The organism is Bradyrhizobium sp. STM 3809 (assembly GCF_000239795.1).
Lineage (GTDB): Bacteria > Pseudomonadota > Alphaproteobacteria > Rhizobiales > Xanthobacteraceae > Bradyrhizobium.
In genome coordinates, this window is sequence record NZ_CAFJ01000141.1 from 24,523 (window position 1) to 36,724 (window position 12,202).

Consider the following 12,202-nt stretch of genomic DNA (forward strand, 5'->3'; position numbering starts at 1 on the left):
GATCGCTGTTCTGTCATGAAACTGTTACATGCTGCGCATCAAAGCGGCAGCGTGGTTTGACACCGATCAAGACCGGAATAGTCCGGTGTCGTTAGTTTGCGCCTCAACATGAGGAGCAGACAGATGCAGACCATGAAAGCCGCCGTCGTCAAAGCCTTCGGCAAGCCGCTCGTCATCGAGGACGTGCCTGTTCCCACGCCCGGTCCAGGCGAATTGCTGGTCAAGCTCAGGGCATGCGGTGTGTGCCACACCGACCTTCACGCTGCCTCGGGCGATTGGCCGGTGAAGCCGACGCCGCCGTTCATTCCCGGTCACGAAGCGGCGGGCGTCGTCGCCGCGCTCGGTGCCGGGGTGACCGACTTCAAGGTCGGCGACGCCGTTGGCGTGGCCTGGCTGCACGATGCCTGCCTGCGCTGCGAATATTGCGAGACCGGCTGGGAGACGTTGTGCGAGCATCAGCACAACACGGGCTACAGCGTGAATGGCGGCTTTGCCGAATACGTCATCGCGTCGGCGGCCTTTGCCGCGCGGCTGCCGGCCAACGTCGATTTCGCCAGGGTCGCGCCGATCCTCTGCGCTGGGGTCACCACCTACAAGGGCCTGAAGGAAACCGATGCGCGCCCGGGCGAGTGGGTGGTGATCTCGGGCGTCGGCGGCCTCGGTCACGTCGCGATCCAGTATGCGAAGGCGATGGGGCTGAAGGCGATCGGTCTGGATATTGCCGAAGACAAGCTCAAGCTGGCGCTGGAGGCCGGCGCCGCGCACGCCGTCAATGCGCTCGACAAGGACGCCGTGGAGCGTGTCATCGCCATCACCGGAGGAGGGGCGCACGGCGTTCTGGTGACCGCGGTGTCGACGCCCGCTTTCGCGCAGGCGCTGCACATGGTCCGTCGCAAGGGCACCGTCAGCCTGGTCGGCCTGCCGCCGGGAGAATTCCCGACGCCGATCTTCGACGTCGTGCTCAAGCGCATCACCGTGCGCGGCTCGATCGTCGGCACGCGGCGAGACCTCGACGAGGCCATCGCCTTTGCCGCCGAAGGCAAGGTGAAGGCGGAGGTCACCACGGCGCCGCTGTCGGAGATCAACACCATCTTCGACCGGATGAAGGCCGGCAAGATCGACGGCCGCGTGGTGCTGGATTTCACCTGATCGAAGGCGCCTGTTCCGGGCGGCCGCCGCGCATCAGCGTGGCGGCCGTCTTGATCTGGATCAGGATGACGGCGCAGCGTCCTGGCACAGATATCAGATGACCGCCGTCACCAAGATCGTCTTCCTCGGTGCGAGCAGCGCATCGTTTGGGCTCAGCGTGTTTCGGGACCTGTTCTCGAGCCGAGATCTCACGGGCTCGACACTGGTGCTGGTCGGTCGAGACAAGACACGGCTGGCGCGGTCGGAGCGCCTGGCGCGGCTGCTGAACGATCGCTCCGGCGCGGGCCTCAGGATCGAGGCGACGACGGATTGGCGCGCCGCGCTCGACGGCGCCGGCTTTGTGATCCATTCCACCGCGATCGACCGCAACCGGCTGTGGAAGCTCGACTTCGAAGTGCCGCGCAAATACGGCATGCGCCATACGCTTGGTGAGAATGGCGGTCCTGGCGCGCTGTTCTTCACGCTCCGTACCTTGCCCGTGGTGTTCGACTTCGTGCGGGAGATGGAACGGCGCTGCCCGAACGCCCTGTTCATCAACTTCTCCAATCCCGAGAGCCGCATCATCCTGGCCCTCGGTCTTCGCAGTCGTATCGCCCATGTCGGCCTGTGCCACGGCATCTTCATCGCGCGGAGCCAGGTGGCGTCGATCCTCGGGCTCCCGGAGGAGCGCGTCGAGGTGTGGGGCGCCGGCCTCAATCACTTCCAGTGCCTGCTGCAGATCCGTGACCGTGAGACTGGAGCCGATCTCTATCCGCTGCTGCGCGAGCGGGAGCGCAGTCACGATCCCAAGGTCGCGCCGCTGACCCGCACGCTGCTGCATGATTTCGGCGTCTGGCTCGGCTGCGGCGACGGCCATGTCGGCGAGTATCTCGCCTATGGCTGGGAGGCGGGCGAGCGCGGCTATGATTTTGCCTGGGACGAGGCGGAACGGGCCAAGCTGATCCGCCAGATCGACGACGTGCTGGCGGGCGGGGCTGAGGTGCCGGCCTGGTGGCGGTCCCCGTCCGGCGAACGCGCGGTGACAGTGATCGGGGCGGTGCTGCACGATCGCAAACAGGCCATCGAGTCCGGCGTCGTGCTCAACCGCGGCGTCATCCCCAATCTCCCGGCGGAGGCGGCCGTCGAGGTGCCTGTCGTCGCGGATCGCTGCGGCCTTCATCCGATCTGCTTGGGCCCGCTGCCGGACGCCGTCGCCAAGCTGATGGCGATCCAGGTTCAGGTGCAGCAGCTCTCCGTGCAGGCGGCGATCACCGCCTCCAAGGAAATCGCGCTGCAGGCGCTGCTGATCGATCCCGTCGTGAACTCGGCCACGGCGGCTCGCCAGATCCTGGACGAGCTCTGGGAGGTGAACCGGCCCTACATCCGGCCATGCGCCTGATGGGCCAGCAAGGGGCAGCGGATCCGCGGCACACGCGGCTGCGCAGACGTCTCGGCAGTTGCGCCCCAGGGTCGAAAGGCCCTTTACAATGACTGACTGGTCAGTCATAAATGAGGGATGTCGAAGTCTCTGAAGACCGCCCGCCGCGGCGGAGATGCTGTGAGCGCCGTGGCGGACGTCGCAGGGGCGGGCGCCGTCTCCCGCCGCGCTGATCGTGCCGCCGAGCGCCGTGCCGCCATCGTGCAGGCGGCGATGGACGAGTTCATCGCGCGCGGCTTTGCCGCGACCCGGCTAGATGACATCGCCAAGCGCGCAGGCGTCGCCAAGGGCACGATCTATCTGCACTTCAAGGACAAGGAATCGATGTTCGAGGAATTGATCCGGACTGCGATCGTGCCCTTCGTCGGCCGGCTCGCTGCGCCGCCGCCGGTGGGCGGCTCGGTGCGCGACATGGTCGAGGGCCTGGCGCGCATGTTCCTGCAGGAGATCGCGGGCACGCGACGGGCCGATCTCGTCCGCCTCATCATCGCCGAAGGACCGCGCTTTCCGGCCATTGCCGATTTCTACTATCGCGAGGTCGTGTCGCGCGGCCTCGCGGCGATGCGGGCGCTGATCCAATTGGCGGTCACGCGCGGCGAGATCCGCGAGCCCAAGCTCGTGCAGCATCCGCAACTGATGATCGCGCCGATGATGGTCGCCGTGATCTGGAAGAGCCTGTTCGAGCGCCATGCGCCGCTCGATGCCGAGGCGATGCTGCAGACGCATCTCGATCTGATCTTCGGCGCGAGGAGGCCGACATGAGCCTGCTGCACTGCCTTGCCGTGCTGGTCACGGCCTTCAGCTTCAACGGCTGCAAGGACACGCGCGATCCCGGCTATCAGGGCTGGGTCGAGGCCGACATGATCTTCGTCAGTCCCGACGAAGCGGGACGCGTCACCAGGCTGAATGTCCGCGAAGGCGATGAGATCAAGGTCGGCGATCCGCTGTACGCGGTCGACGACGACCTGCAGCAGGCCGATCTGAACCAGACCAAGGCGACGCTGGCCAACGCACAGCAGACCTACGATCGTGCCGCCGCCCTGAGCAAGACCGGCGCGGGGACGCAGGCGACGCTCGACGCGGCCGTCTCGGCGCTGCGCGTGGCCGAGGCTCATGTCGTGACCTCGCAGACCCGGCTCGCGCGGCGCAAGGGTGTCGCGCCGGTCGCCGGCACCATCCAGCAGATCTACTTCCGCGAAGGCGAGATGGTCGCCGCTCAGCGGCCGGTGCTGTCGATCATGCCGCCCGGCAACATGAAGCTGCGGTTCTACGTGTCCGAGACCGATCTGCCCAAATTCGCGATTGGTGACGAGGTGCGGGTGACCTGCGACAATTGCGCCGCCGACCTGACGGCGCGCATCTACTTCCTGGCGACGACGGCGGAATATACGCCGCCGGTCATCTACAGCCTCGATGAGCGCAACAAGCTCGTCTACCTCATCCAGGCGCGTCCCGCGCGACCGGATGCATTGCGCGTCGGACAGCCCGTCAGCATCTATCCGCAACCCAAGACCCCCGTCGCGGACAAGCAATGAACGGTGCCCGACCAGCCGAGATCGCGATCGACGTCAGGGGCCTGACCAAGTCCTTCGGCGGCCGCGAGGTCGTGCACGATCTGTCGATGCAGGTGCGGCGCGGCTCGATCTACGGCTTCCTCGGTCCGAACGGCTCGGGCAAGACCACGACCATCCGCATGCTGTGCGGCCTGCTGACTCCCGATCAGGGCGACGGCAGCTGTCTCGGCTTCGACATCCGCCGCGACGCCGACAAGATCAAGCGCCGCGTCGGCTACATGACGCAGCGCTTCAGCCTCTATCAGGATCTCTCCGTGCGCGAGAACCTCGAATTCGTGGCGCGGCTGTACGGGATGCGCGATCCGCAAGCCGCCGCGCGCGACATGGTGCAGCGGCTCGGGCTCTCTGGGCGCGAGCGCCAGCTCGCCGGCGAATTGTCCGGCGGCTGGAAGCAGCGGCTCGCGCTTGGCGCCTGCACCTTGCCGAACCCGCAATTGCTGCTGCTCGACGAGCCCACCGCCGGCGTCGATCCGAAGGCGCGGCGCGACTTCTGGAACGAGATCCACGCGCTCGCCGCGGACGGACTGACCGTGCTGGTCTCGACCCACTACATGGACGAGGCCGAGCGCTGTCACGAGATCGCCTATATCGCCTATGGGCATCTGCTGGCCCACGGCACCGTGTCGGACGTGATCGCGCAATCCAAGCTCACCACCTTCACCGTGAGCGGTGATGATCTGCGGGCGCTGTCGGCCGATCTTTCCGGCAAGCCGGGCGTCGACATGGTCGCGCCGTTCGGCACCAGCCTGCACGTCTCCGGCCGCGACCACGATGCGCTGGATGCCGCGATCGCGCCCTGGCGCGACAAGCCCGGTCTGCACTGGCAGCCGGCCGCGCCATCGCTCGAGGACGTCTTCATCGATCTGATGAACCGCTCGCGGGACAATTTCCAATGAGCGACGCCGCCCTCCATCCGACCTCTCGCGAGCCGCGCTTCGGTTTCTGGCGCCGGACCTATGCGATGCTGGTCAAGGAGTTCATCCAGCTCAGGCGCGACCGGGTCTCGTTCGCGATGATCGTGATGATCCCGGTGATGCAGCTGATGCTGTTCGGCTACGCCATCAACACCACGCCGCACCATCTGCCGGCCGCGGTGCTGCTGCAGGAGGACAGCGATCTCGGCCGCTCGATCCTGAAGGCGATGGAGAACACCGCCTATTTCAGCTTCACCCGCGAGGTCAGCAGCGTTGCGGAGTTCGACGATCTGCTGCTGTCCGGCAAGGTGCTGTTCGGCGTCGAGATCCCGCGCGGCTTCGAGCGCGCGGTCCGCCGCGGCGACCGCCCGGCGCTGCTCGTGGCCGCCGACGCCACCGATCCGGTCGCGGCGTCCTCGGCGCTGTCCTCGCTCGGCACCATCGTGCAGACCGCGCTCGCCCACGACCTCTACACCGGTGATCCCGTCGCGGCCCCGTTCGAGATCAGGGCGCATGCGCGCTACAACCCGGCGGCCTCGTCGCGGCTCAACATCGTGCCGGGCCTGGTCGGCACCATCCTGACCATGACGATGCTGATCTTCACCGCGCTGTCGGTGACGCGCGAGATCGAGCGCGGCACGATGGAGAGCCTGCTGTCGATGCCGATCAAGCCGGTCGAGGTGATGCTCGGCAAGATCATCCCTTATGTGCTGGTCGGCTTCCTGCAAGCCACCATCATCATCGGCATCGGCGTGCTGCTGTTCGGCGTGCCCGTGATGGGCAGCCTGTTGCTGCTGGCGCTGCTCTCGACGCTGTTCATCGCCACCAACCTGTCGATCGGCTATACGTTCTCCACCCTGGCGCAGAACCAGCTGCAGGCGATGCAGCTGTCGATGATGTTCTTCCTGCCGAGCATCCTGCTCTCCGGCTTCATGTTCCCGTTTCTCGGGATGCCGCAATGGGCCCAGGTCATCGGCGAATGCCTGCCGCTGACTCACTACCTCCGCATCGTCCGCGCCATCATGCTCAAGGGATCGACGCTTTCGAACCTGCAGCATGATACGATCGCCCTGTTCGGGCTGATGCTGTTCGCCATGACGGTTGCCGTCTTCCGCTTCCGCCGCACGCTCGATTGAGGCAGAATGCCGGCCGGGCGGAGAACCGGCTGGGGCAGGATGCAGATCGCGGGGGCAGGCAAAGGGAGCGGTTCGCCGGCAAACGCGGCGACGGAGTTCAACCGGGCGCTGATGCGCCAGACGCTGAACACCGAGTTGCTGCGGGTGAAAGCCCTGATCGCCACGGCGGGACTGTTCCTCGTCATCTCGATCTTCGTCGAGATCTTCGAACCGCGAATTTCGGAGTGGATCTGGCCCAGCCGGGTCGGAGTCCTCTACGTCTACGCGATCATCGGCTGTTTTCTCGCCTTCGAGGTCCTGGTCCTGTTCAGGATCAAGGCCAATATTCGCCTCGGCCGCGACGTTCCGATCATCTTGCGCTACTTCAGCGTCCTGGTCGAAACGTCGATGCCTACGCTCGTGCTGGTGTTGCAGGTCGAAGGCATCGGCCGCGACAGGGCGCTCGGCTTCGGTGCGCCGCTGGTCTATTTCATCTTCATCATCCTCTCGACCCTGCGGCTGGACTTCTGGCTGTCGAGCTTCACCGGGCTCGTGGCAGCAGCGGAATTGCTGACGGTCGCGCTGATCGACAGGCCGTCCATCGATGTGAGCCAGCATCCGGAGATCTATTATCACGGCGAGCGCAGCTTCATCATCCTGCTGAGCGGCCTGCTCGCAGGCGCCGTCAGCGTCCAGTTGCGGCGACAGTTCGCTGCGAGTATCGAGGCGGCTTCGGCGCGCGATCGCGTCACCGACCTGTTCGGCCAGCATGTCTCGCCGCAGGTGGTCGAGCGGTTGATGAAGGAGGGCACAGCGGAGGCGCGTGACATCCGCCAGGTCGCGGTGATGTTCGTCGACTTCCGCGGCTTCACCGCGGCGGCGCGATCGAAGTCGCCGCAGGAGGTCGTCGACCGGCTCGACGGCGCATTTGCCGTGCTGGTCGAGATCCTCGAGCGGCATGGCGGGATCGTCAACAAATTCCTCGGCGATGGTTTCCTGGCGCTGTTCGGTGCGCCGTTCGAGTCGCGCGACGCGGCGGTGCAGGCGGTGGCGGCGGCGCGCGAGATGGTCGCGGCCATGCAGCGGGACAACGCGGCGTCGTCCTGGCCGCTGCGCATCGGCATCGGCATTCATCTCGGCGAGGTCGTGGCCGGCAGCATCGGTTCGCCGCGGCGCAAGGAGTACACGGTCATCGGCGATACCGTGAACTTCGCCTCGCGGCTGGAGGCCTTGAACAAGGAGTTCAATTCGCAGCTCCTGATCTCGACCGAGGTGCGGCAGGCGGCCGGCGAGGAGGCGGAGGATGCCGTCTTCCACGGCGAGGTATCGGTGCGCGGTTACGACCGGTCGTTCGAAGTCTGGCAGCTGCACTAGAACCGATTGTTCACGCTTCCGCCGGCGGCGCGGCGCCGGCGATTTACATTCCGCGATCTCCACGCTTAACTGCGCGCCAACCAACAGGGCATCAGGAGGAAATGCATGACCCGAACGGGGACGTCGCTTTTGGCCGGCGTGAGCCTCGCCTGCGTGGCGGCAATCGGATCTGCGCGGGCCGAGGACGCGGCGTGCAGCAAGGTGACGGCCGAGGCGCTGAAGGTCGCGGGGTTGACCCTGACCGGATCGAAGCTGCAGGAGGCGGCCGACGGCTTGCCGCGTCACTGCATCATTTCCGGCAAGGTCAATGAGCGCACCGGTCTCGACGGCCATGCCTATGCGATCCAGTTCGAGATCCGCCTGCCGGAGAGCTGGAACGGCCGCTTCCTGCACCAGGTGAACGGCGGCAATGACGGCGTGGTGGTGCCGGCGCTCGGCGACAAGGCCGATGGTCTGGTCAGCGGCGGCACGACCCCGCTCGCCCGCGGCTTCGCGGTGCTGTCGTCGGACAGCGGCCATTCCGGCAACGACCCCGCCAACAAGCCGCGCGGCCTGGCTTCCGGCTCGGCCTTCGGCCTCGATCCGCAGGCCCGGCGCGACTATGGCTATTCGGCCGACATCACGCTGGCGCCGATCGCGAAGGCGATCATCGCGGCGCACTACGGCAAGAAGCCGGATTATTCGTACATCGCCGGCTGCTCCAATGGTGGACGTCACACCATGGTCGCGGCCGAGCGCATGCCCGAGCAGTATGACGGCTTCCTGGTCGGCAATCCCGGCTTCAATCTGCCGCGCGCCGCCGTGCAGCATGCCTGGGACGTGCAGGCGCTGACCAAGGCGGATGCCGACATCCGCAAGTCGATCACCCGCGAGGACGCCAAGCTGATCTCCGCCAAGATCACCGAGGTCTGTGACGGACTCGACGGCGCCAAGGATGGCCTGACCGCGAATCTCAAGGCCTGCCAGAAGGCGTTCAGCTTCGACAGCCTGCGCTGCGCCGCCGGCAGCACCGAGGCCTGTCTGCCGGCCGCCAAGGTCGATGCCCTGAAGAAGGTGTTCGCCGGGCCGCAGAATTCCAAGGGCGAGCAGCTCTATTCGGACTGGCCGGTCGATGGCGGCGTCGGCACCGGCAACTGGCGCGCCTGGAAGGTCGAGAGCCCGGTGGCGCCCTGGAACAACCTCCCGATCATCGCCACCATGGGCGGGGCGTCGCTGAACTACATCTTCTCGACGCCGCCGGTGGAAATCGAAGGCTCGCCCGACAAGCTGGTCGAGAAGCTGCAGACGTATGACTTCGACAAGGACGCGCCGAAGATCTTCGCCAAGGAGGGCCCCTTCACCGAATCCGCAATGGACTTCATGGCGCCGCCCTCGGTCGACAATCCGACCTTGCCGGCGTTCCAGAACGGGGCGCGCAAGATGCTGATCTATCACGGCCAGGCCGATCCGGTGTTCTCGGTCAATGACACGATCCGCTGGTACGAGAAGCTCGACGCCAATGTGCAGGGCAAGGCCGACAGCTTCGCGCGGCTGTTTGCGCTGCCGGGCGAGACGCATTGCGGCGGCGGCGTCACCTTGGAGAAGTTCGACGCGCTGGGCGCGCTGATGGACTGGGTCGAGAAGGGCAAGGCGCCCGAGGCGATCACGGCCTCCGTCAATGCGGCCAACAAGGAGGTCCCGTCAAGCTGGAGCGCGCAGCGGACGCGGCCGCTGTGCCCGTGGCCGAAGTTTGCCAAATATGTCAGCGGCGACATCGAGCAGGCGTCCTCCTTCACCTGCGCCGCGGAGTAGCGGCCTACACTTGCGGCGCGACGAGGTTCTCGATCCGGACCTTGTCGCGCTCCTCGATGATCTCGGCGATCCATTGCCGGTGGCAATGGGCGTGGTCGCGCTCGTAGCAGAGCAGGCACACCGGCCCGGCGCTCTTCACCAATGATGCCAGCTCGTCCATCTGCTCCCTGGCCTGCGGCGTCTTCAGGTGCGCGCTGTAGATCCTGTGCAGCGTGTCGTAGTGGCCGCTGCGCGCCGCCTCGCGACCTTCTTTCGGCGTCCCCAGCCCGCGCAGATGGACGTAGCCGATGCCGCGCTCGTCGAGCCCGGCGGCGAGCTGGCTCTTGGAGAAGCCCGGCCGGCGCGAGGCCGCCACCGCGCGGACATCGACCAGGAGCTTGACGCCGGCCGATTGCAGCTCGTCGAGCACGGCCTTGGCGGGCGTGTGCTCGTAGCCGATGGTGAACAGCGTCTTTGCCTTGGCCATGATGCTGCCCTCAGCCGACCCGCTCGATCAATTCCATTGCGCCGGCCGGCGCGCGCACCTTGCCCTCGTGGATGACATAGGCGAACACGTCGCGCGGCGTCTTCTTCGCCGGCGTGTCGTCAACGCGCGGCAGATCGTCCGGTTCACCGCCGCTGGCCCACGACTGCAGCCGCTTGGCCCAGGCGTCGAGCTGCTTCGGCGGATAGCAGGTCTTCAGCTCGTCATTGCCTTTCTGCAATCGCGCGTAGACGAAGTCGCCAACGACATCGGCGATCGCGGGATATTTGCCATGCTCCGCGAACACGACCGGCGTCGAAAACTCGCGCAGCAGCTTGACGAAGCCGGGCACGCCAAAACTGTCGTGCCGGACCTCGACCACGTGCCGCAGCTTGCGGCCGTCGATCTCGCGCGGCAGCAGCTCCAGGAATTTTCCGAAATCGGCCTCGTCGAACTTCTTGGTCGGCGCGAACTGCCACAGCACCGGACCCAGCCGGTCGCCGAGCTCGAGCACGCCGGTGTCGTAGAAGCGCTTCACCGAATCGCCCGCCTCGGCCAGCACCTTGCGGTTGGTCGCGAAGCGCGGCCCCTTCAGTGAGAAGATGAAGCCGTCGGGCACCTCGCGGGCCCATTTGCGAAAGCTCTCCGGCTTCTGCGAACCGTAATAGGTGCCGTTGATCTCGATCGAGGTCAGCTTGGAGGCGGCGTATTCCAGCTCCTTCGCTTGCGGCAGCTTGTCCGGATAGAACACGCCGCGCCAGGGCGCGAAGGTCCAGCCGCCGATGCCGATGTAGATCTTGCTCTTCGATTGAGAGGCGCGTGCAGGAGCTTTGCTCACGAAGCTGTTCCGATGCTGGTGGCCGGGGGCGGGGCGGGGTGAACAGTAGTCAACCGGGGCCGCCCTGGCCAGTTTGATCCTGTTGCGCGAGCGCTCTTCCAGCGCCCGGAGCCCTCGTGTATCCAGGACACGGGCCGGGAAGGGGAGATGTGGCAATGAGAGCGGAATCAGTCGGCGGCGTGCTGGGTGCGATCGTCGCGGCTGCCGTGCTGGCGGCGGCCTTCTATTACGTTCCCGTTGGGCCGATGGCGCGCCCGTCCCAGCCAGCCCGGGTCGAGGTGCCGCCGACGCAGGTGCAGACCGTTCCGGTCGCCCCGGCCGTGCGCGGTCCGGTCGTTCGTGAGGTTCCGAACTAGGGGGGACCCGGAGTCCGGGTGAGCGCAGCGACATCCGGGTTCTCCCGGACAGCTCGTGTGAACCCGGATGTCGCTTACGCTCATCCGGGTTACGCGGGAGCGAAGGCCCTTGCATTCCGGCCGGCGCACCCCATCTGGGTAGGGACGGTGACGTCGAGCTCGATTGGCTCCGGCACCGAAACGACCACGGCAGAGCGGCTGCGCCGGATGTACGCGCCCCCTTTGTTTGTGGTCGTTGGCATTTTGGGCCTTCCTCGAGATATCGGCAGTGCAGGACAGCACCACCCGCCGGGCTTTTTGCGGCTCTGGCGGGCCGCCCCGCTTGGCAGTGCTGAAAGCGGCGGATATACGCATCCGCACCATGACCGAAGCCATCCGAACGGCCCCGCCGGTGTCGCCGCAGACCGCTGATGTTCCGATCGTTTCGGTCGTCGTTCCGACCTTCAACGAGCGCGACAATGTGACCACGCTGTACCGGCGGCTGGAGGCGGCGTTCAAGGACGTGCCGTGGGAGGTCGTGTTCGTCGACGACAATTCGCCCGACGGGACCTGGCAGGTGGTGCGCGAATTGTCGCGCAACGACAACCGGGTCCGCGGCATCCGCCGAATCGGCCGCCGCGGCCTGTCCGGTGCCTGCATCGAGGGCATCCTCGCCGCCAGCGCGCCCTATGCGGCCGTGATCGACGCCGATCTGCAGCATGACGAGACGCAGCTGCCGAAGATGCTGGCGCTGCTGCAGAGCGGCGCAGCCGAGCTCGTGGTCGGCAGCCGCTACATCGCAGGCGGCAGCGCCGCGAGCTTCGACAGCAAGCGGGCAGGGGCCAGCGCCTTCGCCACCGAGATCGCGCGCCGCGCGCTCAAGGTCGAGGTCAACGACCCCATGAGCGGCTTCTTCATGATCCGCCGCGACCGCTTCGAACAGATCGCGCCGAAGCTGTCCACGCAGGGCTTCAAGATCCTGCTCGACATCATCGCCAGCGCCGAGGGCGGGCTGAAGACTGTCGAGGTACCCTACACGTTCGGCTCGCGCCTGCATGGCGAGAGCAAGCTCGACTCGATGGTCGCGCTCGACTTCCTCGGCCTCGTGCTGGCCAAGATGACCAACGACATCGTGTCGCTGCGCTTCCTGCTGTTCGCCATGGTCGGCGGCACCGGCCTGTTCGTGCATCTGGCCACGCTCTTTCTCGGTCTCAACCTGTTCGACATGCCGT

Annotated in this window: 12 protein-coding genes; 10 read left to right on the forward strand and 2 right to left on the reverse strand. The window is 66.4% G+C overall.

Features of this window, described 5'->3' with window-relative positions:
- Window positions 1-123 precede the first annotated feature (123 nt).
- The 8 genes from adhP to BRAS3809_RS07395 all read left to right on the forward strand — a co-directional run bounded on the left by adhP (window position 124) and on the right by BRAS3809_RS07395 (window position 9,334).
- A complete protein-coding gene (gene adhP, locus BRAS3809_RS07360) occupies window positions 124-1,149 on the forward strand; it encodes an alcohol dehydrogenase AdhP (protein ID WP_008961458.1) in 1,026 nt (341 codons plus the stop codon).
- A gap of 97 nt (window positions 1,150-1,246) precedes the next feature.
- A complete protein-coding gene (locus tag BRAS3809_RS07365) occupies window positions 1,247-2,527 on the forward strand; it encodes a family 4 glycosyl hydrolase (protein WP_008961459.1) in 1,281 nt (426 codons plus the stop codon).
- A 117-nt stretch (window positions 2,528-2,644) separates the two neighbouring features.
- The gene (locus BRAS3809_RS07370; RefSeq protein WP_008961460.1) at window positions 2,645-3,328 is read left to right on the forward strand and encodes a TetR/AcrR family transcriptional regulator; all 684 of its coding nucleotides are present in this window, start codon (window positions 2,645-2,647) and stop codon (window positions 3,326-3,328) included.
- Window positions 3,325-4,101, forward strand: a complete 777-nt coding sequence (locus BRAS3809_RS07375) for an HlyD family secretion protein (RefSeq protein ID WP_008961461.1) — start codon at window positions 3,325-3,327, stop codon at window positions 4,099-4,101. The genes BRAS3809_RS07370 and BRAS3809_RS07375 overlap by 4 nt, the downstream gene beginning before the upstream one ends.
- The gene (locus BRAS3809_RS07380; protein WP_008961462.1) at window positions 4,098-5,036 is read left to right on the forward strand and encodes an ABC transporter ATP-binding protein; all 939 of its coding nucleotides are present in this window, start codon (window positions 4,098-4,100) and stop codon (window positions 5,034-5,036) included. The genes BRAS3809_RS07375 and BRAS3809_RS07380 overlap by 4 nt, the downstream gene beginning before the upstream one ends.
- Window positions 5,033-6,190: an ABC transporter permease gene (locus tag BRAS3809_RS07385; protein ID WP_008961463.1), complete on the forward strand. Its 1,158-nt coding sequence runs from the start codon at window positions 5,033-5,035 to the stop codon at window positions 6,188-6,190. Before BRAS3809_RS07380 ends, BRAS3809_RS07385 begins: the two co-directional genes overlap by 4 nt.
- 39 nt (window positions 6,191-6,229) lie before the next feature.
- A complete protein-coding gene (locus tag BRAS3809_RS07390) occupies window positions 6,230-7,543 on the forward strand; it encodes an adenylate/guanylate cyclase domain-containing protein (protein ID WP_008961464.1) in 1,314 nt (437 codons plus the stop codon).
- Between the two features lie 105 nt (window positions 7,544-7,648).
- Window positions 7,649-9,334 carry a tannase/feruloyl esterase family alpha/beta hydrolase gene (locus tag BRAS3809_RS07395; protein WP_008961465.1) on the forward strand — a complete coding sequence of 562 codons (1,686 nt, stop codon included), beginning with the start codon at window positions 7,649-7,651 and terminating at the stop codon, window positions 9,332-9,334.
- A gap of 4 nt (window positions 9,335-9,338) precedes the next feature.
- Here the strand turns inward: BRAS3809_RS07395 and BRAS3809_RS07400 are convergent, their stop codons facing one another.
- Both BRAS3809_RS07400 and BRAS3809_RS07405 read right to left on the reverse strand, forming a co-directional pair.
- The gene (locus BRAS3809_RS07400; protein WP_008961466.1) at window positions 9,339-9,800 is read right to left on the reverse strand and encodes a DUF488 domain-containing protein; all 462 of its coding nucleotides are present in this window, start codon (window positions 9,798-9,800) and stop codon (window positions 9,339-9,341) included.
- Between the two features lie 10 nt (window positions 9,801-9,810).
- Window positions 9,811-10,635, reverse strand: coding sequence for a DUF72 domain-containing protein (locus BRAS3809_RS07405; RefSeq protein ID WP_008961467.1), 825 nt, complete (start codon window positions 10,633-10,635; stop codon window positions 9,811-9,813).
- 155 nt (window positions 10,636-10,790) lie between these two features.
- Here BRAS3809_RS07405 and BRAS3809_RS07410 point away from each other — a divergent pair, with 155 nt between their 5' ends.
- Both BRAS3809_RS07410 and BRAS3809_RS07415 read left to right on the forward strand, forming a co-directional pair.
- The gene (locus tag BRAS3809_RS07410; RefSeq protein ID WP_008961468.1) at window positions 10,791-10,991 is read left to right on the forward strand and encodes a hypothetical protein; all 201 of its coding nucleotides are present in this window, start codon (window positions 10,791-10,793) and stop codon (window positions 10,989-10,991) included.
- 361 nt (window positions 10,992-11,352) lie between these two features.
- The coding region (locus tag BRAS3809_RS07415) for a polyprenol monophosphomannose synthase (RefSeq protein WP_035655655.1) at window positions 11,353-12,202 on the forward strand (850 nt) is incomplete at its 3' end.

Excerpts from the sequence above, each read along its gene's own strand:
- BRAS3809_RS07410 (WP_008961468.1), top strand. The coding sequence starts at position 10,791 with ATGAGAGCGGAATCAGTCGGCGGCGTGCTGGGTGCGATCGTCGCGGCT.
- BRAS3809_RS07380 (WP_008961462.1), top strand. The coding sequence starts at position 4,098 with ATGAACGGTGCCCGACCAGCCGAGATCGCGATCGACGTCAGGGGCCTG.
- BRAS3809_RS07370 (WP_008961460.1), top strand. The coding sequence starts at position 2,645 with ATGTCGAAGTCTCTGAAGACCGCCCGCCGCGGCGGAGATGCTGTGAGC.
- BRAS3809_RS07375 (WP_008961461.1), top strand. The coding sequence starts at position 3,325 with ATGAGCCTGCTGCACTGCCTTGCCGTGCTGGTCACGGCCTTCAGCTTC.
- BRAS3809_RS07400 (WP_008961466.1), bottom strand. The coding sequence starts at position 9,800 with ATGGCCAAGGCAAAGACGCTGTTCACCATCGGCTACGAGCACACGCCC.
- adhP (WP_008961458.1), top strand. The coding sequence starts at position 124 with ATGCAGACCATGAAAGCCGCCGTCGTCAAAGCCTTCGGCAAGCCGCTC.
- BRAS3809_RS07395 (WP_008961465.1), top strand. The coding sequence starts at position 7,649 with ATGACCCGAACGGGGACGTCGCTTTTGGCCGGCGTGAGCCTCGCCTGC.
- BRAS3809_RS07385 (WP_008961463.1), top strand. The coding sequence starts at position 5,033 with ATGAGCGACGCCGCCCTCCATCCGACCTCTCGCGAGCCGCGCTTCGGT.
- BRAS3809_RS07365 (WP_008961459.1), top strand. The coding sequence starts at position 1,247 with ATGACCGCCGTCACCAAGATCGTCTTCCTCGGTGCGAGCAGCGCATCG.
- BRAS3809_RS07390 (WP_008961464.1), top strand. The coding sequence starts at position 6,230 with ATGCAGATCGCGGGGGCAGGCAAAGGGAGCGGTTCGCCGGCAAACGCG.